Origin of the sequence: Pedobacter gandavensis (assembly GCF_014172405.1) — a bacterium.
Classification (GTDB): Bacteria; Bacteroidota; Bacteroidia; order Sphingobacteriales; family Sphingobacteriaceae; genus Pedobacter; species Pedobacter gandavensis.
The window spans coordinates 1,025,940-1,049,569 of sequence record NZ_WNXC01000001.1; the positions used below are offsets into that span (position 1 = coordinate 1,025,940).

Consider the following 23,630-nt stretch of genomic DNA (forward strand, 5'->3'; position numbering starts at 1 on the left):
TTGTGAAGATTAAAAAGGGCGACCGAAGCCGCCCTTTTTTGATTTTAAAAACTAATAACGATGTTGATTCCCAGAGCCATCTGTTGGGAAAGCCCCAAGGTCTTTATTTGGAGGAGTAATCGTAGGGTTGAAAGTTCCACCGGTTGAAGCCACTTTCATTGGGAAACCATATTGAGCCAATAAAGGAGCGGTTGCCTTATTTGGCATGGCATTTTTACCAGTACCTCCAGGATATACACCTGCTCCAATTGCTGGAGAGCCTGTTTTCAAGTGAAAATCAGTTCCTGCTGGTATTTCACTTACCCTATAATTTCTACCTGTACTATTTGCTTTAACATCATAGTTCACAAAAAGTGGATCATATTTTAAGGAGTCACTGGCCGTATTGGTACCGATATTGGTGCCTGCTGCAGAACCAGTAGTCAGGATCTGACCATTCACATAACCGTTTAAATCTGTTGATCTTTTTAAGGTAAATTGACCAGGTTCGATAAACACCATATATTGTTCTGTACCACCCATTGGCGTACCTCGACCGATACAAGTTAAACTGTTGCCATAAGAAGTATTTAAAGTGTCACTAGCCTTGCCTTTTTCTGACTGATAAGTGATCCTTAAACCAGATTTACAGTTCACCACAATGTTGTTATAGATATAACCTCCGGTATTGGTTTCCGTATTGATTGACCCATTACGAGTCGCTTTCGTTTGTCTGAAACCACATTGTACCAGGGTATTGTTGTAAATGTTAACAATCGTACTCTTACCATTAACAGAGGCTGTTTTTAAACCGTTTGTAGCACCACCAAACGACAAATTGTAAGCCATATCGCCAAATACATTGTCCTTGAAGTTGACCCCTTCCCCACCAGTACCACCGGTTTTGATAAAGGTATTGCGCATAATACTCACAAAAATGTTGGCACACTTACCGATACAATCGTCTTTGGAACCATAAAACCAGGAATCTTCAACGATCAGTTTGCCGGCACTATTAGCGCCACTGTTCATGTAAATTCCAAATTTCGCATCGCCGGCAGTAGCGCCGTAATCTCCTGCATTGGAACCCCATGGAGCACCCAGGTATTCTAAACGTGTCCAGCGTAAAAACAATAATTTTGCAGTAGGACCACATTGAATACCTCCCCAATAACCTTTAAAAGCCGGATCATTCGGAACATCATCTTTAAAACCAACAGATTTTTTTACAGTAGCCGTTTCAAAAACAGTAAAAGTATTAGGAGCCTCTTTTGTACCATCACTAACTAAGGTACCATTCACATAAAAAGTTGGACTGCTTGCCGCAGTAAGTCCGTCACCATGCACTTGAATCATTACACCAGGTTGGATGTATAAAGTGTCACCAGCATTAACGGTTACATCTCCTGTAATGTCATAGGTTTTACCCGCTAACATGGTCCCCTTTAACGGAATCGCATTGCCTTGCGCATCTTTTAAGGGCAAGGTTGTACCTGTGATCGGCTGACCAACAACCCTCAAGGGCGCTGAGATGACCGTCTTTTCATTGTCGCCATTTTTCTTACACGCAGCAAGCGCAATTGACATCACAGCGAGGAAAGCAATTTTAGATAAAGATTTTTTCATGAATTTGATTTTTTATAGATTTTATGGTTGCTTATTATAAGGTGTAGCGTAGTCCTAACTGATAATTTTGTCCGTAGCTACTTTTACTCGCCAAGGTTTGGTTACTTCCTACAGTTTGATAGGATACAGGTGCAGCATTTCCCGTTGGAGGTTGTTTGATGTACATCTCATCAGGGGTATTTAATAGATTCTGAACCTTCACAAAAACGGCTAGGTGGTTTTTGAATCTTTTTTCAGCCGAGAAATCAAAGGTACTGGCACCTTTCTGCCATTGGTCAAGTTCATAGTATGGAGAGACTACCGCTATACGCTCGCCCGTATATTGCCAGGCCAGTTGCACATCAATACCCTGTTTAACACTTTTGTACAGTAAGGCCGCATTGGCAATATTTTTCGATTGTCCCTGCAAAGGTCTTTTTTGCAAAGGCGCTACAATTTGTTTGTTAATGGTTTGGAATTTAGTAGTCGTTATAGCGGAGTTCGTATAAGTATAATTGGCCCTGAAACCGAAGTTTCGGATGTATTTTTCATACACCAGTTCAAAACCAAAATTCGTAGCATCGCCAAAATTTTGTGGCGCATAGGTATCAAACTTATCGTTGATAAAACCAAACTCAATAGGGTTGTGGATTTTTTTATAGAAAGCCCCGATCAGGATTTGTTCGTTTGATTTAGGAAAAAGCTCATAACGAATGTCAAAATTATCAGCAGTTGCATGTTTCAGCTCTGGATTACCCGTTTCATTATACTCATCCCCTTTTCTTGGAGCAGGTACCAATTCATAAAAACTTGGCCTGTTGATGGAAGCGAAATAAGATAACCTTAAATTGGTCTTCTGATTTAAGATGTACTTGATGTTGATGCTTGGCAACAGATCCGAATAGCTTTTATCACCGGTTTTACCTGCCTGTGTTACCGGCAAATCATTATCATAATGTTGCTTTGTATTTTCAACCCTTAAGCCAAGCAAGGTCTCGAATTTGTTCAGCTTAAACTTCAGCATCCCAAAGCCAGCCGTCACATCTTCCGTAGCGCGATAAGTATTGGCATTCTCAGGAGAACCATCCGGATTGCTTACAGACCATTTGAAGTCGTAGATATTGGTCCACTCCTGAAATGTTCCATCATTATTTGGAACCGTCTTCAACAGATAATCCTGATAAAGATTGTTTCTCTTTTTATTTCGGTACATCGCCCCACCGGTCAAGGTGAAAGGAATATTCATCAGCTTATTGGTATAGGCCAGATTCGCATATCCCGACAGATCTTTATCGCTATTGTTCTCCCAAATGCGATGATAATCTACTGCTTTGTTTGGATGTTGGTATGGATTTGGATTTGTTCCATCTGCATAAAACCCGGTATCATAGCCGTATTCAGCCAGGTCTGGGATGTTACTTTTAGCAATGGAATAGGCCCCTATCCAGTTGAATTTTAAGCCCGGAATTAAAGTATGTTGTCCATCAATCGTCGTATTGGTTATAGATTGATGCTGATATTTTGAACGCCCAAAATACGAAACCTGAGCAGTTCCGTAACCCTCACGTGGAGGCGTTTGGATACTATCCCTTGTCAGACGCGCCTGTGCATCATCCAGAATGGCATGAAAAGCATAAGCACTGATCTTGTTTTTATCATTAAAACGATAGTCCACTTTTGCATTTAAACCGATGCGTGTTACCTGAGTAGAATAATCTCTGGAACTGGCATGTTTGATCAACAGCACACCAGGTGCATTCGCCTGATCCAGGTATTGATCCCCGGGTACAAAAATATTCGTATAGCTACGGTAGGTATTCTGATAAGAACCACCCAACATTACCCCGAGTTTTTGACCTAAGAAACGATTACCTATGGAAAGGTTCGCCAATAAATTTGGCCTGAAACTTTTCCCGGTATAGTTTAAATTATCACGGGTAAAATCCTCCGGTTTTGCCAGATAAGATGGCCCATTAATTTCATAAGGTGATTTTCTGTTGATGGCATTGACCGGAAAAGCATTAAATCCATGATTAAACACATGCTGATTTGCACCCGTAGAAATGCTGGCATTCAAATACTGGTGCTCAGGTGCATTTTTCATCACCATATTTACCACACCTCCAATAGCATCACCTTCCATATCAGGTGTGAGTGTTTTACTGATTTCAATACGTTCAACCAGATCGGAAGGAAAAATATCTAAGGGTACATATCTATTTTTATTATCCGGACTTGGCACTTTGATGCCATTGATCAGCGTATAGTTATACCTTTTATCCATGCCCCTGATGATGGCATAACGTCCCTCACCATTACCACTCCTTTCCAGGGAAACACCTGATACCCGTTGTATCACATTGGCGACTGTAATGTCTGGTGACAACTGGATTGCTCTGGCGGAAATTAGATTGACCACATTATCCGCGTTCTGTTCATGTTTACGTACCGAAGCATCGGTTTCTCTGTTCGTTTTACCAGCGATCTCTACATTATTAAGCACGGCAGCTGTGTTTTTAAGCAAGAAATTCAAGCGTATATGACCATTCAGTACAATAGTAGTATCCTTAGTTTGGTTGCCCAGAAAACGGCAGCGGAGTTTATAAGTACCAGACTTAAGATTGGCTAAAGAATAAGAGCCATCCAAACCAGCCTGGGTATTTCTGTTTATGGCTTCAATAGAAACGGTAGCCCCAATTAATTGCTCCTTATTTTCCGCATCCAGCACTACTCCTTTTATGGAGTAAAGCGTCTGACTTCTTACAGAAAAACAAAAGGTAAAAAAGAATAAAAATACGAGTAAAGGTCTTTGCATATATCTAAATTTTAGGCAAAGAAAAACGAATAATCCAGCTAACGATTACAGAAGGAAGATGGTTACAAAAACTTCATTATGTATTAACAACACTTCAGAAAAAAACCAACAAAACACTATAATTCAGCAAACTACCTAACAAAAAGCTGCAGTTAAATTAACACGATCAAACGAAACTTATTCCAATCCTGGGCTGTTTGGTATTTGTTATTATTATTTAACTTAAATATTGTCTTATGATACTGCAATACCTGACTACTGAATTCGAGAATGAAGTAAACAACACCGGTAAATTGTTACAGGCAGTGCCGGTAAAAAACCTAGGTTATAAACCTTCAGAAATCTCCTGAACCATGGGCGAACTGGCTCAACACATTGCCACTATTTATTACTGGTATGCAGGAAGTCAGAAAAATTAAGCCATTCAAATCGTAGATTTGAAAAAAAACCATGTCAGATAAACCAATTGAATGCTGTAAAAAACAACCAGAAGAGTGCAAGAACATGATCGACATCCGTCAGGAAATAGATTGCATTGATCAGCAAATCATTGACCTCATCGCTAAGCGTTACCAATACGTAAAATCCGCTTCTAAATTCAAAACGGATGAAACATCGGTAAAAGCACCTGAGAGATTTGCCGCAATGCTCTTAGAAAGAAGAAAATGGGCTGAACTGCAAAATATTGATCCAGATGTTATTGAAAAACTATATACTGATCTTGTGCAATACTTCATCAATGAGGAGTTGAAACACTGGAAAGCACAAGCTTAATACTTTCCGCGTTTCAGCTTCTCTTTAACCTTACTTGATTCCGCCAAAAGCAGCGAAACAGGAATTCTTATGTAGTATTTCGACATTTTTGAACCCCACTTGGCGCAGCAAATTCAGCTGATAATTTAAAGAACGTGGCGTATCCTCATAAGCGATATATTCAAATACCTTTTGTCCATATTCCGGGCCACCCAATGTTTCCAGATACGTTCTGTATTTATCCTGGAAAAGCAAGGAAATCAACTCCGAGTCATGCGCAATTAAATCAGATATCCAAAAGCTCCCTCCGGGCTTAATTGCGCGATACACCTTGCCAAACATGAGCTCCCAATCCGCATCGGTACGTAAATGATGGAAGGTAGCTGCCGCCAATACAATATCAAAATGTTGATCAGGTAAATCAAGATTACGCATGTCGTCTTGTATTACGTTTACATGTCCACGAGTTGCTGCGGAAGTCCTTTCTTTTGCTCTTTCGAGCATTGGCATACTCAAATCATTCAGTGTACAATTCAAATCAGGAATTTTGCTTAACATTTTCAAGGTATAATTACCGGCACCGCAACCGATGTCTAGTAATTCTTTAGCATTTGGGCTGATGTATTTCGCGGCCTCTGTGCATAATTCCATGGTTAATGGGGCATCAATCGTGGTTTGTTGCCCTGCTTCAAGGTTTGAAAAGCGTTCTACATCCTGATCAAACCTCGCTTTTATTTCTTCGTTAGTCGCCTTTTCTGAATATTCTGTTTTCATAATTCATTTTTTATTTGCCAAAACTAAAGGCTTTGATCATATTTGAAAAATACCAATTTTATCAATCTATAATACCTTTTAGGTATCAAGCTATGGAACTCAGGCATCTTTTATATTTCAAAACCGTTGCAGAGGAACTGCATTTTACAAAAGCTGCAGCCAGGCTTTTCATTTCTCAACCACCATTGAGTCGGCAGATTAAAGAATTGGAAGAAGAGTTAGCCGTACAGTTGTTTACACGTAACAACAAACAAGTGAGCCTAACGGACGCTGGAAAATACTTCAAAAAGGAGGTGGATGAAATTTTCGCAAAGCTGGAAGAGAGTAAAAATATGGCGCTCCAAATTCATTTAAATACCAGCGGCGAATTAAAGATTGGCTATATCAGTTCTGTTTATCAATCCCATCTGGCAGAAATCCTAAAGGCCATGCGTGTAGAATTTCCCTATATTAAAACGGGCTTATTTGAAATGCCAACAGTCAGCCAAATAGAAGCATTGGAACAAGGAAAATTAGATGTAGGTATTTTAAGAGCACCGGTTCTTTCCGAGAAACTATTGGTTAAAACTTTATTTTTTGATCCTTTTGTAGTGGTCATTCCCTATTCCGAGCAAAAATTCGACACGAATAAGGAACTGGCTGATTTTTTAAAAAAGAATCCATTTATATTTTTCAACAAGGAGTTTGCACCACATTACAACGATAAGCTCATGGAAATCTGTAAACGCCTTCAGTTTACTCCTGATATTACCCATGAGGCCAATAATGTACATTCCATATTACAGTTGGTGGAAGCAGGTCTGGGCGTATCGATATTACCTTTATCTCTAAAAAAGCAATATGACCATTTAAAAGTTTCTTTTGTTGAACTGATCGATATCCCCGTAAATACGGAAGTTGTTGTCGCCTATAAACCCAACGCTCAGCATCCTGCATTGCAATGGTTTATTGACAATTACAGCAGTGAGAGCGAATAATTAACCTTTAAGGGATTCATCTTTACCACTGTTTTTTGCAATTCTAAATCCCAGATCGTCAATCTTAAATTTTAAAGGGTGACTTCTTCTCCTCGTCGTCGCCATGACGCTCCGTTCTTCATCACACCAACCGCCCCCTCTAAAAATCCGATACGAACCATAAACCGTTTCATCATAAATATCGGAACACCATTCCCAAACGTTACCTAACATATCATAGAGTCCCCATTGGTTAGGCTCCTTCTCTCCAACCACATGTGTTTTCTTTTCAGAATTGGATTTGAACCAGGCAATGCGATCTAATTCTCCATATCTTATCGCTGTTGTGTTCGCTTTACAAGCATACTCCCATTCTGTTTCCGTTGGCAAACGATATCCATCTGCGGTGATATCAAGGCTAATCTCTTCGTTTTTATCATGAATAGTATAACAAGGTTTTAGCCCTTTCAGACTAGATAATGTGTTACAAAAAATAACCGCATCTTTCCAGGTTACAGTCTCCACAGGTAGTTTATCACCTATAAAAGTACTTGGCCGCTCTTTTATAACTTCAAAATACAGTTCCTGTGTTACAGGAAACTTTGCCAGCAAAAATGGTTGAACTTCTACCTTCCATTGCTGCTTTATCCGATCGTCTCTAAGTTCAATTACACCGCCGGGTATGGCTACCATTTGATCACTTAGATTTAATATATTGGTTGCATTAATTGCTTCCTGCATCTGACTATTATTTGTCTTAGTTTTTTATTCAACAATTTTCTAATCCCCACCGAATTAGCTTTACAGTTGCAAAGCATAAATAAGTTCATCTGCAAATTCGCCATCTGGCCAGGCAATTTTTTTCGCCTGTAAAAATTTGAAACCGAACCTTTGATTTGCAGCTCTGGAGATTTCATTACCAGCTCTGTGAGAAACCACAATGATATGGCATTTTTTCTCCTTTGCCCAGTCAATTCGCGCTTCATAAAATAATTTAGACAGTCCTTTTCCACGATACAAAGGCTTAATAAAAGAAGCAAATAGAATCGCCTTTGTCGCATCTTCCTTTTTGATGGCTACACCAGTCAGCCCTATTAAGGATTCCATATCATATAAACCAAAAATGGCGCGCGCATCATTTTCCAAAAATGCAACCCAGTCATTCTGACTATATGCAGCTTCTTTCTGGTAGTTGCTACCAAACATCTCAGGGTTAGTTTGCAATGCTTCTAACCTAATTGACTTATAAGCTTCCCATTCTGTTGGGAGCATACGGTGTAAGGAGTAGTTGTTTTTTGTGTTATGCTTCATTATCAATTTTAACGGCTAATCATCATTCATCAATAACGCTATTTTATTTTATAAATGATAATAATTCTGATGACTATATTAGCCGTCTAAAGAAGCCTCTGCCCATGACTGTTGATAAAATTCATCAAACCATTTATTTCCTTTTCCTGGTTTGCTTTTCAATAGTTTCCAACGGTCAAACCACAAATAGAATCCTTAATATTAGCCACATTGAGGCCTTAAAACAAGATTTTAGGCTTTTTAGAAATAATATTCAAAAAAGTTATCCGTCACTCGACCGCTATTCAGATGGCAACAAAATGGAAACCTTATTTGACAGCAGCTATGCTTCAATAAATGAAAAGACAACTGATTTAACATTTTACAAACAGCTTAAAATGCTCTTAAGTGAAATGAAGGATGGGCATTTATACTGTAGTTTACCTCCTGGCTTAGAAACAGACAGGAATGAAAAGACTTTGTTCTTTCCGCTAAAACTACAATTTATAGCGCGTAAAGTTTATGTAATATCAGCCACAAACGCCCAAATTCCTGCCGGATCTGAAATCAAATCCATTAACGAAAAACCAATCGACACCATTATAACTGAACTCCTGAAGTATATCCCTGCTGATGGAAATATCCAAACTAAAAAATACCACATACTCAATAACTTTTTCTACTTCTATTACTTCATTGCATTTGATGAATCCCCTACCTTTGATATCCAATTCAAATCACCAGATGGACAATTAAAAAATTCAAAAATCAAGGCGGATTTAGAACAAAACATCATTGGACCTGAAATCGCTGCTCCTCCTCAATCTCTTCTTGACTTTTCTATTGAACCTGATCAGACTGCTTTAATTACTATAAAAACTTTTGATCCATCAGCGTTGAAAGGAAATTTCAGTGACTTTCTAGAAACGAGTTTTAAGCAAATCAAGGACTTAAAGCTTAATAAGCTAATCATCGATTTACGCGGAAATAGTGGCGGAAAGGATACCTATGGCAGCTTATTGTATTCATATTTAGCGAATAAGCCTTTTAGATATTACAAAAACCTTCAGACTGCGACTAACAACCTGGACTTTAATCAATTCAAAAGCACAGTTTCCTCCTATAATGATTTACAACCTTCCATGTTAAGGAGAGTCAAGAATAATCAATATCAATTAGGGAAAGAAGCGCATCCAAATTTGCAATTGTTCCAACCGAATAATTACCACTATAATGGTAAAGTACTATTTCTAATTGACGGGTTATCCTTTTCTACGACCTCCGAGTTCTGTGCCATAGCCTACAGCCATAAGCGTGGTGATTTTATTGGGGAAGAAACAGGTGGAACTTACGAAGGCAACACCTCTGGTGTACAGTCTGAGTTTACACTACCAAACACGAAAATTCAGGTTTCCTTTGGTACCATAAAATACGAAATGGCTGTAAACAGTGTAGCTGAACCAGGAAAAGGTATTGTTCCTCAGCATAAGGTAATCTCCACAATTCAAGATCTCATTGAAAGGAAAGACGTACAATTAACCTATGCCATTTGGTTAGCAAACCAGAAATAACAGGCTTTAAAGAGTAACTTGGCCACTCAAGCGCAACACCAAGAATTACAATTTTAAACTGTCTAAAATCTGATAGCAGCGATTTAAATCTTTACCGAGGTATGAAATGTGGTTATCAGGGCGTAGGAGCACATAAAAATCTTTTTCCTTTCCAAATATAGCGGCAGGAATTTCATTAAAAACACATTCGAGTATGGTCATTTTCCCACCAGGGTCTTGCTTGAAATTATTCCTATCGGATGTACCAAAAAACAACACTTTAAAAGCAGGGTCGGATAAATACGAGAATATATCTTTGCCATCAGAAAATGTAAAATAAGGCATTCTGACTCCAGCTTTAACCTTCCCTACCTGACTCTCCACAGTCAGGAAACTATTGGGGTAGGAAATTGCAGTTTGTGAGATCAAAGGGAAAAAGCGTTTCTTTACCATGGCACTTTTAGTTACCAAACCCAGGATTGGAGGCATAAAATTTAAACGGAAAAAGTTCCAGATCGGGTTTGTACCAGACATGATGTCAAAAAGCCGGTCTGTGGTTTGCAGTAAGTGCTTTGCATTGTCGATCCTTTCTGTATTATAGCTACTTAGAACCTGAGCATTTACCACTCCTTTTATGGTAAAAGCCATTTTCCAAGCTAAATTATAAGCATCCTGTATTCCCGTATTCATCCCCTGTCCTCCTGCTGGTGTATGAATATGAGCAGCATCACCAGCGATATAACACCTTCCATTTTCAAAAGAACTCGCTTTTCGGCTATGGACTTTGTAACTGGAATACCACATTACTTCTTCAAAAGCCAATGGAACATTCACCTGTTCGATGATGGAATTTTGAATGTCAGCAAATTTAAATTCCACATCCATCCCTTCTGATTTTGGTAAAACCCCTACGATACGGTAATGTCCATGACCCTCCATAGGAAAAAAGAGAATAAACCCTTTTTTAATCAGGAACATAAAGAGTTCATTCTTATGGATGACCCTACTGTTTAGTTTAACATCTGCCACATAAAACAATTTGGGTACCGTATCACCATCAAATGACAAGCCCAACTGATGTCTGATCAAACTGCTTGCGCCGTCACAACCTACTAAGTATTGAGCTACAACCTGCTGCGCTTTTCCACTATTGTCCTTATAAAAAGCAGTAACGCCAGCTTCGTTTTGCTCAAAATTTAGGAGTTCCGATTGCCACTGAATATTTATCCCATTGGCCGAAAGGTGGTCAACCAGCAGCGATTCGGTTTTACTTTGCTCTAAAGATAACGGAAAAGGAAATGAGCTCAAACCCTCGCCCAGGCCTGCAAAATTTAAAGCTGCTTTTCGCTTCCCCCTATAAAATAAGTTCAAAGCAGTCGTTATTGCACCTTCCGCAACCGCTTTCTTGGCTATGCCTAATTCCTGAAAGATTTCTAGTGTTCTAGCCTGTACAACAAGGGCTTTTGAAAATACAGTAGTACTTACTTTTTTTTCTATGATGATGAAATCGATACCATATCGGAGTAGCTGTGCTGCCATACTCAAGCCGGTCGGACCTGCCCCAACAATGATCACCTGAGTTTTAAAAACCTCATGAGCACGCTCCATAATACTTGAATTTAGGTTGTCATCAACTAAATCTCCTGGTCATGAGGTTCTAGAAACTACCAGAACATTACAACTCCGAGATGCTTTCCTAAATTTACGCATAAATCAATGTTAACCAATATAATTAGAGACCTAAAAGGTGACCAAACCGCTCAAATGCGTTTTCCTCGGGATCATGCCCTACTCCAGCATCAGGATTAATTGCAAAAAAATAGGGCTCCTGCCATCTTTGAGTATGCTGTGCTTGTTTATTTGTGACCATATCCCATGGTGGGTAAATTCTAATCCCACGCTTTCCCCCCTGACCATTGTTCGATATAATCCCTTGCGCTACCAAAATCGACTTTGGGAAAACAAACTGCCCGAGATGATCTTCACAACGTATGGTAATTATTATAAAATCCAGTGGATCAGAAATATCAAAAGGCGCAGTTATTCCCTCCTTGTTTCTTTTCCAGATCGTTACAAACTGACCAATTTTTTTTGGGGTAATTTTAGAAATCCGATGCTGAACTTTCTTTCCATTAAGCTCAAAAGAACAGGCACCATACTCCTTACTTTCAGCACTTAGTTCTAGATTAACCAGCTCAATATTGCCCGGATCATAGACTAATTCCTTCGCGATTTTTAAGTCCTTGGGAAGCAAAATTGGCGTATCTAAAAGATGTTCAATGTTCATACTTAATTATGGATATTTTTTTTTAATAAATCAATTTATAACCTTGTCCCCTAATATTGATAATAACGACACCAGCATCGTCCTTTAAGTATTTCCTTAATTTAGCAATAAACACGTCCAAACTTCTTCCCGAGAAATAATCATTATTGTGCCATAGGGTATTTAAAATAATGTTTCTCTCCAACATTTGCCCCTTATTTAACAATAACATTTGCAATATCTCCGCTTCCCGATTTGTTAGTGTTTTTTGCTGATCCGCAAATGAAAGTACGCCTTCAGGATACTGGAACTTATAGTTCCCGATATTAATCGCTACTTTCCGTTCATCCTCTACCTTAACCACCAGGCGGTTTTGACTGAGTAAGGCCTTCATTCTGATCACAAGTTCCTCCATACTGAATGGTTTCTTCAGGTAGTCATTTCCTCCACTCTCAAATCCCGTTACAACATCAGCAGGGAGAGACTTTGAAGTAAGGAAAATAATTGGGGTATAAGTATCCGACTCCCTGATCTGTCTGGCAACTGAAAAACCATTCCCGTCGGGAAGCATGACGTCTAAGACCAATATATCTGGTTTCCACTCCTGATACTGACGGATGGTTTCTTTTGCTGTGCTGACATGAACTACTTCAAAACCTTTCATCATCAAGGTTTCCCTAACTATTTCGGCGAGTGCCGGTTCATCTTCCGTAAAAAGAATCTTGTTTAAACTGGCCATCCTAAGGTAATTGTGGTTCCTACTGTTAACTTGCTCTCAATTTTACACCAGCCATTGTGCTGATTCATGATTTGCTTCACATAATTTAGCCCTAAGCCATAACCCTTTACCGGGTGGCTATCTCCGGTACTCACCCGATAGAATTTCTCGAAAACTGCCTCGACATCCTTTTCTGCAATCCCAATCCCATTGTCCTCAATTTTTATAGCCAGGAAATGACGATCTTCTACGGAAGTGATCCGAATCAGCGGCTCATGGAGAGAATATTTAACCGCATTGTCTATAATATTATTCAGCGCATGCTGAAATTGTGTCTTATCCACTTTTATAGACTTTAAACTGCTATTATTTTCATAATGAATCCTGACTCTTTTATCAGCGGATAGCTCATGTAAGCTGATCAATTCAGTGATCTTTTCATCAAAAATGATTTCCTCTTTAAGCAGGGATGATTTTCCATCCTCGTATATAGAGATATTTAATACTTTATCTACCAGAACATTTAACCTTTCAATCTCGGTCTTTGCATGTAATAAATACCGCTTATATTTATCATCATCGCTTCTGATCAAGGGGTTAGTTAAAGCTTCAATCGCAACAGCTACCGTAGCAATTGGGGTTTTAAACTCATGCGTAATGTTGCTAATGAAATCATTCTTTATCGCAGACAGCCGTTTTTCTTTAAACAAGTTTTTTAAGATAAAGATCATGCAAGCCGAAACAATCAACATGATAGACAATGAGGATAATAACATCAGCCACATCCGAGAAAGCACATAGGAAAATGGACTTTCAAATACTGCCCGAACAAATCGTTGGTTATCAGTATAGCGATAGGTAGCAAATGCTTTTGTATAAACAGATTGATCTTTTGATGTTTTCTCAATCCCCTTGCTGTTGGTGGTACTGTCATTCTTCTTTACGACAAAATGATAGGGGCTATTGATATTCCTTTGTTGCAGATAAATATTAAAAGCCGATCTAAGTCTGACAGTATCGAATTGATACCTTTTAGCCTGCTCAGACATAAAGGCTCCAAGTTTTTGTGTTCTGTAGTAAACGACATGATTTTCCAGATCTTCTTCCCTCAATAACTCTGCGAGTGAAGCAGCAACATGTCTTCTCACACTGGTATCTGCCTTGTCTTTAGGTAAAGCTTTGCTATATTCAGCCAGAGAAAAAGACGAAGAAAACCGGTCTTTCTCTTTTCCCTTATCACTAACCGTGTACACATACTTTTTCTTCGTTTCATCAAGCTTGGCGCTGATCACAAAAGCATTGGTATCCAGAATCTTGTTTTCGATGATTTTTTGGATGGTATCACAACGTAGACTCGATTCCTTTTTAATGCCATCTTCAAAAGCCAGATTCACCTCTTTTACAAAATCAGACGCTGTGTTTCTATAGTGCCTCACGATCCAATAAACCTGTAACAATAACAGCGCTATCATTGCGGTAAAACAGATAACAACAAACCGATTGGCACTTTTACGCATATCCAAATGTATGCTTAATCCATTAATTTCAAAGCGCCGTTAACATAGTATAACCTAAAATAACCTGGCAGATAACTCATTTCCATCATCCTGTTCTTCAACTTTGTCCAAACCAACAAAATCATGAAAACCGTATTCTTCTATTTCTTTTTATTGACGCTGTCGATCCGTGTTGCTGCTCAGGGTCTACAAATTAAAAATGGCGACCAATTTCCAAATATCCCCATCCAAAATTTATTAAACGCGCCTACAAAATCTTTCAGCCTGACCAACAAAGGAGAAAACAAGTTTTATATTTTGAACTTTTGGGGCACTTGGTGTAGCCCTTGTATCCCCGAGATGGACAACTTAGCCAAGTTGCAAAATAAGAATATGAGCAAAATGCAGGTCATCGCCATTGCTGATGATGAACCAAATAGACTCCTCAACTATCTAAAGAAGAAACCATCTAAGCTCTGGCTCGCAAGTGATACTTCGGCTACGCTTTATCAACTATTTGGATTTGCTTATGTAGGACAAAGTGCGGTGGTAAATGCCAAGGGAAAGGTAATCGCCCTGGTTAAAACAGATTCGATTAATCAGGCGATGATTGATCAATTAGCTAAAGGCATAACCGTTAAATCAACTGCCGAATTAAAAGAAAAACCAGTAAGCAATCAGGAGGATCTTTTTGCCGTCGACAGTACAGTTCAGGAAAGTTTCAGTATCAGAAGTTACATGATTGGCCAACAAGCCATGAGTAAGCGTTATAGCCTAAACAGTATCTATAACAATAGGCGGATCACTTTCATAAATAGTACCATATTGTCAATCTACCGACAGGCTTACCATATTGTTTCCCCTCAACAGATAGCCTATGAAATACCCGAAAAGGAAGTCTCAGACTATAATAACAAACAAAGTTTGTATTGTCTAGACCTCTTGATTAAGCCAAATTCAAAAGACAGTTTATATCAAATACTACAACAAAAACTTCCATTATTGATGCCCGTAAAGGCTAGAATAGAATTTCGGGAAATGCCCGTTTATGCTTTAGTAAATAAAGGATTCCATCAGGAAGAATCTGCAAAAACAGCTTTGAGTTACAGTTTTAGTGGAAAAGGCTATGAAAGTGAAGGTGCAAGCCTGGAAGAATTTGCCAATGATTATTTAAGTAATGAGTTTGAGCTACCCGTTGTGGATGAAACGGGCTTGACAAAAAGATATGATATCAAAACAAATGTAATCTTGAGAGATAGAAATGGCATACTGAAATCAATTCATGACATCGGCCTGGATTTGGTAAAAAAGACTAAAGCAATGAAGGTGCTCGTTTTTTACAAGTAAGCTGAACACCCATTCCATATTTTTATGGTGTATTCGGATAAAATAGCCTGATATCAGCGGAATAAATTCTACTTTTGCGCCGTGAAAAGGCTATTTATCTACATCCTACTTTTATTTATCAGCACAGATGCTTTGACATTGGACCAGTTTGATAAATTGCCTTTGTTTTTACACCACTTTAAAGTTCATACCCAGTCAGATCCTACTTTAAGTCTGTCTTCCTTTATTTCCATGCATTATTTCGGGCAGGACTTAAATGATGATGATACTGTAGAGGATATGAAACTACCATTCAAGCAAATAAACACGCACAATTCACATACATTATTCTGTAACGTGAGCGATATTGAACTTACGGTTTCCAGCAAACTTTTACCCGCTTCGAATAAAATCTCAGGCTACAAATTCCATCCGAACCCGGCCTTAGCTTCCACTTTCAGGCCACCCTGGATCTAACTCTTTTCTTCCTTTTTAGATGATCTACTCCAAACAGATCATATCAATTCAGCATAAAGCTGTCATCAAATACTTATTTTAAATGAAATTTCAGGAAAATAAAAGCCCTGTTGAAGTTGCAACTTCAAATAAAGGGCTAAAAACTACATTGATAGGGATTATTATCAGTGCCATTCTTGCCGTTGTAAAGGCCTTAGGAGGCATTTTTGGTAATTCTTACGCACTGATTGCTGATGCCATTGAATCAACAGCAGATATTTTTACCTCTGCAATGTTGTGGTTTGGGCTAAAATGGTCCGCTAAACCCGCCGATAAAGAACACCCCTATGGGCATGGAAAAGCCGAAGCACTTACTGCTGTAGGCATTGCAGTTGCCCTTATTATAGCTGCTTATGTCATTGCTGTGGAGAGCATTCACAATATTAGAACACCGCACGAAACACCTAAAGCATATACCTTAATCATTCTTGCGCTTGTGATCGCAACAAAAGAACTATTGTTTAGATATGTTTTAAAAACGGCTGATGAATTGGGAAGCGGAGCTGTCAAGGCGGATGCTTTTCACCACCGAAGCGATGCGATCACTTCAGCAGCAGCATTTATCGGGATAACCATAGGATTAGTTGCTGGCAAAGGATATGAATCTGCAGATGACTGGGCGGCACTACTTGCAGCGCTGATCATCGTCATCAATGCCTACCGCATATTTCGCCCCGCAATCGGTGAGTTATTAGATGAAGAACTTGACCCGGAATTAAACCAATCGGTAAGAGTACTGGCAGCTGAGGTAGCTGGAGTTCAATATGTCGAAAAATGTCATATCAGAAAAATGGGGATCATGAACCATGCTGATCTTCACATCTGGGTCAATAAGGACATCACTGTAAATCAGGGACATGATATTGCACATCGCGTTAAAGACCACATTACCTTTAATTTACCAAAGTTCAACGACATTATGATTCATATTGAACCCGATAACTAGTAATTAACGATTATTAAATCATCTAAATGCCCCAACCAAAAACTTGGGGCATTTATAGGTTAATTTTAGCCCAGCCACACCTGATCCGCTATGCTATCTTTTACATACTGACTGAAATCTTTTGGCTTTCTTCCCAAGGCCTCCTCCACTCCTGTTGTCATAGACTCATTACGTCCGTCCAGCACTTCCCTAAACAAATAAGAGATTAACTCAATAGATGCTTCAGGGACCTGATATGCCCTCATTTGTGAGATATAATCAGATAGCGGGAGTTCAACATATTCAATACTGCGATTTGTAGCTTGAGCAATTTCATCGATCGCCTCCTTGAAACTAATCAACCTTGGGCCTGTAACTTCATATATTTTACGGTCATGTCCTTCCGCTGTAAGCGCGGCAACCACTACATCAGCAATGTCATCCGCATCAATAAATGGCTCTTTTACTCCAGATACAGGTAATGCAACGTATCCAGCTGCAATGGGTTCCATTAAAAAGCTTTCACTAAAATTTTGATTAAACCAGCTTGCCCTAACTATGGTCCAGTTCAAACCGCTTTCCATCACGATTTGCTCACACCGTTGTGCTTCTGGTTCAGCACGTCCAGATAATAGCACCAGTTGTTGAACACCTGCCTTCCTCGCAGTTTCCACAAATGCAGCAATGCATGCTTCCGCCCCTTTAACTGCCAGGTCTGGCTGAAAAGTGATGTAAACACGCTTGATCCCATCAAGGGCAGCCGCCCAGGTATTTTGATCTTCCCAATCAAATTTTGGCTGAGCAGTACGAGAGCCTTTTCTTACAGATAGGTTTAAGGCTTCCAGTTTTTTTGCAACCCGACTGCCTGTCTTACCATTGGCTCCTAAAACCAATATCATATTTGAATTATTTTCCATTGCTTTTTTTTACCAAAACTATGGTCCCAGCAATACAGAAAATAGAACAAACCCGACAAATTTATAAGGTCAGCTCAGAAAGGTTCTCTGCCAACTCAGTGGAGCGCTTCCGATATTGATGAGGTGATAATCCTGTAAATTCCTTAAAAGAACGGATAAAATGGGATTGATCCGCATAATTACTTTCATAAGCAAGATCTGAAAGCTTATCAAATTGATGGTTATTGAGCTGTTTTAGTGAAGATTGAAAACGACATATCCTGGAGAACAACTTAGGCGTTATTCCTACATATTGCTTAAACTTTCTTTCAAAACTCCGCTCCGTAAAAAAGAGTTCCTGCTGCAACATTTTCAAAGACACAGCACCATTCGAGCACATCATCTTATTCATGGCAAATTGCATTTCAGATTGACTCCCTAAAGGTCTGTGCTTAATTTTTCCGAGCAGAAAATGACTTAGGACTTCTATTTTCTCTGCTGTGGAATGAGTATGATTAAGTCTTTCTGATACAAAAGATTGGTTTTTCGGAGAGAGTTCATCGAGTTCAAGGCAGGAATCTGTGAGTAATTCCGCATTCAATCCAAACAAGGAATTTAAGGCATTAGGATGAAGACAGACACCCAAGGTATCAAAACTACCGGTCAGCAATATATCTGAAGGTTTGGTGGATTGTCCAAACAAAAACACAGAAGGCAATACTTTTTGATCACGAACCAATTTACCTTTGCTGTCTTCCTGAAAAATGATCCCTGGACAACCATCGGCAATTGTCCTCAGCATTTTTTGATCACATGGAAGTCCTACCTTTGTTTCCAATCGATAAAAATACCTGACATAAGGTCTTAGTATTTCGGAAGGTGGGAAAGTCTGAAAATCCATGATGATTTGAATGTTTAGCTTAGCCGTATTTGCTTGATACTAAGCTACCCAAAATCTAGTATAAATTCAGAAAAAAAATGGGATAGCCAATACCGCAAGAATCAGCTATAAATGTCCCTATCAAACCATTTTTTTTAACTCCTCCAGCAGCGCCGGAAATTCCTTAAAATCATCTTTCCCCAGAAAATGACCGCCATTAGGAACGGTAATTAGTGGTGCTTCAAGTGCCTCCGCTAATTTCTTTGTCAAGTCAAACGGAACAATATAATCATCCACGGCCCCTAGCACCAATCGTTTCGGTACATTATTCATCAGTAATGGGATAGAAATCTGCTCAACTAAAAATCCATCCAGCTCAGGAATATCTTTTAACTTTTCCAAAAACCCAGCAACCAAGACCATCCCATTAGCTTTCAATTGATACCGGTTCAAAAATAACAGCAAGGAAATACAGCCCAAACTATGACCTACAAAATAAGTGTGCTCATGAAGTACCACATTCTCCTTTAAATGATTGATCCATGCCTCTGGCTGTGGTTTACTAGAATCTGGCATCGCTAAAATATGGACACGAATTTCCTCCTTTTCAAGTTCAGCTTTTATCCAATCAAACCAATGATCTTTAACACTTGCCATGTAACCATGGATAATATAGACTTGTTTTGTATTCATAATTTATTAAAAAATGTCCTGAAAGGCCAATTCCATAGCGCAATATAAATAATAAATTCTGAACCTTTTATTCCCTATAATTTCGACAAACCACTCCCATTAACATACCCAAAAGCACATTCTAAAAGCGTTTAACCTAAAACTTATTCCTGATTTCAGGAGGGTTTTCCAGGCAAATGTTTTAGCCGCTCTTTTAAAACCTGATATTCTTTTTCCAGGTATCGGAATGCTTTAGTTCCGATGACTCCCTCCGCGTAGTCCATTCTTTTATGCTCATAATCCGCGGCAACCTGATCAAAACGAGCTTTTGTGGCCTTGTAATGTTCCTTTTCTGCTTTTTCAAGCGGGCTTTCCGGAGCTCCATTCAAATTTCCCGCGTAAATACTGTCAGAGATTAATTTCTCGTTTGAAGATTTTAAGCAGACATAAACCTCCATTTGCTCCGCCATCATCCATTCCTTATCCAAGGGGATAAAACAACTACCATCCCCCCTTTTAGCCGCATTCAGAAAGCTACTTGCACGTTTTTTCGTCGGATGACTGACCATGACCATTAGGATATCATCCAGTTCACCGTTCTCTACTATACCCGAATCCCAGCTTAAATTGAGACCAGAAGCTCCCTTGCTGACTTTCATAGCTGCAGCCATTTCCAATGCCCCATAACTCAGCATCACTTTGCTATAATCGACCTTAACATTAGGATACTCCCCGGTTAAAGCCTGTTTCTTGTTGTAGGAAGTCGCCAGATTGTGTGGATTTTTAAGTGACCCTTCCGATTCCAACTTAAAACTAACGTTGATAAAGTCCTTCATCGGTTTCAAGAGCTGCATTGTCACCTTCATCTTCTCTTGATTGGCCTTTTGTTTTAAACTTGGTTTCCCTGGTTTTCCCTTGCTACGGCATACCGGTTGCCCTTTTAACATATAAAAAACCATATTTCCTATTTTTCCGGAAGGGTGCCCAAAAGGGCCTACTTTGCATATTGCCATGATAAAATTGATTAATTCGTCTGAATTGACGGTAACCAAGCTAGCCATAAACAAAGAGATATCCTACGAATTCCCTACAAGAATACTAAAATATTTAGTAACCCCTTCCCAACCTAAACCGGCGATTAACCCTCCTTTTCTGGCAATTTAAGCAAGCATAGCCCTAGCAACCCACAAATAGCATCTCCATAAAAATCACCATTCAATAATTTCATATTACAGCCTATCTCGCTTCTCCTAGAACCACTCCGGATAAAATAGATTGTAACTTTAGTTCATTTACAGGTGTCTTATCAATGATAAGCATCACAATCTTCCATTTTTTAATATTCAAGGATGAAATACACATTTACTTTATGCTTTTTAGCAGCCATTAACTTTACAGGCATTGCACAGGAGCACCAAAAACCAACAGATGTCCGTCTGCAGGGAATGGACTCTTTACTCAATAAAATCTTAAAAGATCAAAATGTAGCCGGTTTTTCGGTGGCGATCGTAGATGGAGATCAAGTTCTTTATAGCAAAGGCTTTGGATACAGAGACCTTAAAAACAAGAAACCAGTGACCTCAAATACCCTTTTTGCAATTGGTTCAAGTACTAAGGCTTTTACATCTGGCTTATTAGGCATGCTGCAAAAGGAAGGCAAGCTTTCCCTTGATGGCAATGCAGTATCTTATCTTCCACAATTGCGTTTTTCAAATGACAATTTGAACAACCAGGTCACTGTGCGTGACCTGATGACGCATCGTACTGGCTTATCTCGTTATGACCTTTCCTGGTATATATTTAATACCAGTAACCGCGATAGCATTATTAACAGAGTGCGTTACATGGAACCTAATGCTGGTTTAAGGGAAAAATGGCAATACAATAATTATATGTTTTTGGCTCAAGGCATGATTGCAGAAAAATTAACGGGAAAATCATGGGAACAAAACATCAAAGAACGTTTCTTTTTACCACTAGATATGAACCGTTCCACAACCTCTATTGTTGAGTTTGAGAAAGATGCGGACGCTTCCCTACCCTATAAAACTGAGGGTAATGAAATAAAAAAAATAGACTATTATAATATTGATGGTATGGGACCCGCGGGCAGCATAAACAGTAGCGCAAACGACATGGCCAACTGGCTGAAATTATGGATCTCTAAAGGTAATTTTAAAGGGAAAGAGTTGTTGCCACCAGCCTATATTACCGAAGCATCGAGTGTCCAAATGGCCAGAGGAGGCGGATTGCCTGATGAAAATCCGGACATCTATATGAATGGCTATGGTTTAGGCTGGATGATCAGCTCTTATCGGGGGCATTACCAGGTAGAACATGGCGGAAATATTGATGGCTTCAGTGCCAGCGTCTCCTTTTTTCCAAGTGATAAACTTGGTGTAGTGGTATTGACCAATCAGAATGGTTCTGAGGTTCCGGAAATTGTACTCAATAGCATTGCCGATAGGTTTTTCAAATTAAAAACAATAGACTGGAATGGCAAAGCCATTCAGGCAAGAGAAAACAGTAAGAAAAAGGAAGCACTGGCTAAAAAATCGGCAGTAGTAAAGGAGATTCTAAATACCAAACCATCACGTCCATTAAAAGAGTACACCGGTTTATTTGCAAACCCTGGGTATGGACAAATGGATGTCACGGTCAAAAATGACTCCTTATTTGCGCAAATGGGAAAATATAGCTTTTGGTTAAAACATAACTACTATGATGTATTTAACTTGAGGCAGATCGAGGACGGAAAAACGGATACTTCCAAAAGCAACATCAACCTAAATTTCATTGGAGATCTGGATGGAAAAATAAGCAGCCTATCCAGTTCATTAGAGCCTGGTATGAAGCCAACAATCTTTACTGCCACACCTAGATTGGTTAACCTGGACCTTAAAACCCTGGAACAATATGTTGGAACATATATGCTTGGAACTGTAAAAACCACAGTATCTATTAAAGGAAATACCTTGTATGTATATGTCCCAGGGCAACCAGAATACGAAACGCTTGCTTTAGGAGACCATACTTTTAAATTAAAAGCATTAAATGGCTTTAGCGTAAAGTTCGATGTAAAGGATAGAAAAAAGGCGGAATCCATGTTGTTTATTCAGCCTAATGGGTCATTCAAAGCAATGCGAAAAGACAACTAATTTCTTCCATTTATTACTGAAAAGCTGCCGGCAGGATCTCATCAATGATGACCTGCTGCAGCTTTTCTGGTTCACTGTTAAAAACAGTATGTCCTGATTTTTCAAACCAAAACATATTTTTCTTTGGTGCTTTTAAAAAGCGATAATAATCTTCTACGATATAGTGTGATTTTTGCTGGTCTCCAATTCCTTCTATAAAATAGACCGGACATTTTAATACCGGCAAGGTTTTGAACAGGTTGTTCTTTACAGATTGCTTCCACATTGGAAACCAAATCGCCAGCCAATCATGATACTTTACTTTGAAACTGGCCTCCTTGGCAAAATCAACGCCATTGTGAATGAACAACCATTTTTGAGAATAGAATAAGTCGTCCTCATTTTCAAATGGAAGCTTCACCAGTGCCAGCTCTTTTACAGCGGTATCATTTTTGGTTTCTTGTGCCCATTTGTTTAACATTTCCATGGTCAATTGCTCACTTTTCCTTTGGTCTACAATACCACTTATTGGGATATAAGCATAGAGCAATTCTGGATGTTTAACCGCAAAATTAAAGCCCAACATCGAACCAAAAGAATGAGAAACCAGGAATAACTTTTTACGATTGAACTTCTTTAACAAGTATTTGATTAACTCATCTGTATCATTCTGCAACAAAACCAGTGATAATTTTTCAGGAGAAGGATTCAGTTTTAAAGTCTCTCCCGCTTCCCTTTGGTCCCATTGAACCACTACAAATTCCGCTTTTAGCTTATCCGTGAAGGTATCAGCCACTGGAATCAATGATGTTCCCGGTCCGCCATGAAGAAATAACAGTAATGGTTTTGTCTGATCTGCGCCCTGTAGCTTAATAAATTGCTTGATTCCCCCTATTTTCAGTACTTCTGTGGTGTCTATCTTGATGGAAATCTTTTTGTCCAGCAGGGCAGCCTTCCCTATTGCAATTGAAGAAATAAATAAAAAAACCGTTAGGAGTTGTTTCCTGTGTAAACACATAAATTTTAGCATCTGTTTCGATCTTTAAATTGAATTCTTTCGCAATACAATAGGGTCA

The 23,630-nt window shown here is 39.0% G+C and carries 21 protein-coding genes; 7 read left to right on the forward strand and 14 right to left on the reverse strand.

From position 1 onward, the window contains the following. Positions 1 to 51 precede the first annotated feature (51 nt). Together GM920_RS04030 and GM920_RS04035 are read right to left on the reverse strand one after the other, a co-directional pair. Positions 52 to 1,605, reverse strand: coding sequence for a hypothetical protein (locus tag GM920_RS04030; protein ID WP_182953636.1), 1,554 nt, complete (start codon positions 1,603 to 1,605; stop codon positions 52 to 54). Positions 1,606 to 1,639: 34 nt separating this feature from the next. After that, positions 1,640 to 4,399: a TonB-dependent receptor gene (locus tag GM920_RS04035; RefSeq protein ID WP_182953638.1), complete on the reverse strand. Its 2,760-nt coding sequence runs from the start codon at positions 4,397 to 4,399 to the stop codon at positions 1,640 to 1,642. Between the two features lie 450 nt (positions 4,400 to 4,849). Between GM920_RS04035 and GM920_RS04040 the strand changes: the two genes are divergently transcribed. Further along, a complete protein-coding gene (locus tag GM920_RS04040) occupies positions 4,850 to 5,173 on the forward strand; it encodes an isochorismate lyase (protein ID WP_182953640.1) in 324 nt (107 codons plus the stop codon). Positions 5,174 to 5,203: 30 nt separating this feature from the next. Here GM920_RS04040 and GM920_RS04045 read toward each other — a convergent pair whose 3' ends face one another. Next, positions 5,204 to 5,926, reverse strand: coding sequence for a class I SAM-dependent methyltransferase (locus GM920_RS04045; RefSeq protein WP_182953642.1), 723 nt, complete (start codon positions 5,924 to 5,926; stop codon positions 5,204 to 5,206). 92 nt (positions 5,927 to 6,018) lie between these two features. Here GM920_RS04045 and GM920_RS04050 point away from each other — a divergent pair, with 92 nt between their 5' ends. Then, on the forward strand, positions 6,019 to 6,903 hold the full coding sequence (locus GM920_RS04050) for a LysR family transcriptional regulator (RefSeq protein WP_182953645.1): 885 nt from the start codon (positions 6,019 to 6,021) through the stop codon (positions 6,901 to 6,903). Here GM920_RS04050 and GM920_RS04055 read toward each other — a convergent pair whose 3' ends face one another. Continuing rightward, positions 6,904 to 7,623: a formylglycine-generating enzyme family protein gene (locus GM920_RS04055; RefSeq protein ID WP_202986028.1), complete on the reverse strand. Its 720-nt coding sequence runs from the start codon at positions 7,621 to 7,623 to the stop codon at positions 6,904 to 6,906. A 60-nt stretch (positions 7,624 to 7,683) separates the two neighbouring features. Further along, complete coding sequence (locus GM920_RS04060) at positions 7,684 to 8,193, reverse strand: GNAT family N-acetyltransferase (protein WP_182953649.1); 510 nt, start codon at positions 8,191 to 8,193, stop codon at positions 7,684 to 7,686. Positions 8,194 to 8,492: 299 nt separating this feature from the next. Between GM920_RS04060 and GM920_RS04065 the strand changes: the two genes are divergently transcribed. Then, positions 8,493 to 9,743 (forward strand): S41 family peptidase, encoded by a 1,251-nt coding sequence (locus tag GM920_RS04065; protein WP_182953650.1) that lies wholly within the window; start codon positions 8,493 to 8,495, stop codon positions 9,741 to 9,743. Positions 9,744 to 9,788: 45 nt separating this feature from the next. Here GM920_RS04065 and GM920_RS04070 read toward each other — a convergent pair whose 3' ends face one another. The 4 genes from GM920_RS04070 to GM920_RS04085 form a co-directional block, all read right to left on the reverse strand. Further along, entirely contained in the window at positions 9,789 to 11,330 is a 1,542-nt protein-coding gene (locus GM920_RS04070) for an FAD-dependent monooxygenase (protein ID WP_182953652.1), read from the reverse strand. A 124-nt stretch (positions 11,331 to 11,454) separates the two neighbouring features. Continuing rightward, positions 11,455 to 12,009 carry a MepB family protein gene (locus GM920_RS04075; protein ID WP_182953654.1) on the reverse strand — a complete coding sequence of 185 codons (555 nt, stop codon included), beginning with the start codon at positions 12,007 to 12,009 and terminating at the stop codon, positions 11,455 to 11,457. Between the two features lie 22 nt (positions 12,010 to 12,031). After that, the gene (locus tag GM920_RS04080; protein WP_182953657.1) at positions 12,032 to 12,727 is read right to left on the reverse strand and encodes a response regulator transcription factor; all 696 of its coding nucleotides are present in this window, start codon (positions 12,725 to 12,727) and stop codon (positions 12,032 to 12,034) included. After that, complete coding sequence (locus GM920_RS04085; RefSeq protein ID WP_182953659.1) at positions 12,715 to 14,178, reverse strand: sensor histidine kinase; 1,464 nt, start codon at positions 14,176 to 14,178, stop codon at positions 12,715 to 12,717. Before GM920_RS04085 ends, GM920_RS04080 begins: the two co-directional genes overlap by 13 nt. Positions 14,179 to 14,346: 168 nt before the next feature. Between GM920_RS04085 and GM920_RS04090 the strand changes: the two genes are divergently transcribed. The 3 genes from GM920_RS04090 to GM920_RS04100 all read left to right on the forward strand — a co-directional run bounded on the left by GM920_RS04090 (position 14,347) and on the right by GM920_RS04100 (position 16,990). Further along, on the forward strand, positions 14,347 to 15,549 hold the full coding sequence (locus GM920_RS04090; protein WP_182953661.1) for a redoxin family protein: 1,203 nt from the start codon (positions 14,347 to 14,349) through the stop codon (positions 15,547 to 15,549). Positions 15,550 to 15,630: 81 nt separating this feature from the next. After that, positions 15,631 to 16,005 carry a hypothetical protein gene (locus GM920_RS04095; protein ID WP_182953663.1) on the forward strand — a complete coding sequence of 125 codons (375 nt, stop codon included), beginning with the start codon at positions 15,631 to 15,633 and terminating at the stop codon, positions 16,003 to 16,005. A gap of 82 nt (positions 16,006 to 16,087) precedes the next feature. Then, entirely contained in the window at positions 16,088 to 16,990 is a 903-nt protein-coding gene (locus GM920_RS04100; RefSeq protein ID WP_182953665.1) for a cation diffusion facilitator family transporter, read from the forward strand. A 65-nt stretch (positions 16,991 to 17,055) separates the two neighbouring features. Here GM920_RS04100 and GM920_RS04105 read toward each other — a convergent pair whose 3' ends face one another. The 4 genes from GM920_RS04105 to GM920_RS04120 all read right to left on the reverse strand — a co-directional run bounded on the left by GM920_RS04105 (position 17,056) and on the right by GM920_RS04120 (position 20,430). After that, positions 17,056 to 17,886, reverse strand: coding sequence for an NAD(P)H-binding protein (locus GM920_RS04105; RefSeq protein WP_182953666.1), 831 nt, complete (start codon positions 17,884 to 17,886; stop codon positions 17,056 to 17,058). A 61-nt stretch (positions 17,887 to 17,947) separates the two neighbouring features. Further along, positions 17,948 to 18,766: an AraC family transcriptional regulator gene (locus GM920_RS04110; RefSeq protein WP_182953668.1), complete on the reverse strand. Its 819-nt coding sequence runs from the start codon at positions 18,764 to 18,766 to the stop codon at positions 17,948 to 17,950. A 120-nt stretch (positions 18,767 to 18,886) separates the two neighbouring features. Continuing rightward, positions 18,887 to 19,438 (reverse strand): RBBP9/YdeN family alpha/beta hydrolase, encoded by a 552-nt coding sequence (locus GM920_RS04115; protein WP_182953670.1) that lies wholly within the window; start codon positions 19,436 to 19,438, stop codon positions 18,887 to 18,889. A 155-nt stretch (positions 19,439 to 19,593) separates the two neighbouring features. After that, complete coding sequence (locus GM920_RS04120; RefSeq protein ID WP_182953672.1) at positions 19,594 to 20,430, reverse strand: DUF6266 family protein; 837 nt, start codon at positions 20,428 to 20,430, stop codon at positions 19,594 to 19,596. Between the two features lie 336 nt (positions 20,431 to 20,766). On the opposite strand from GM920_RS04120, the gene GM920_RS04125 reads away from it, so the two are divergent. Next, positions 20,767 to 22,575 carry a serine hydrolase gene (locus tag GM920_RS04125; protein WP_182953673.1) on the forward strand — a complete coding sequence of 603 codons (1,809 nt, stop codon included), beginning with the start codon at positions 20,767 to 20,769 and terminating at the stop codon, positions 22,573 to 22,575. A gap of 13 nt (positions 22,576 to 22,588) precedes the next feature. On the opposite strand, the gene GM920_RS04130 is transcribed toward GM920_RS04125, so the two are convergent. Next, positions 22,589 to 23,572 carry an alpha/beta fold hydrolase gene (locus tag GM920_RS04130; RefSeq protein ID WP_182955352.1) on the reverse strand — a complete coding sequence of 328 codons (984 nt, stop codon included), beginning with the start codon at positions 23,570 to 23,572 and terminating at the stop codon, positions 22,589 to 22,591. Between the last annotated feature and the right edge of the window lie 58 nt (positions 23,573 to 23,630).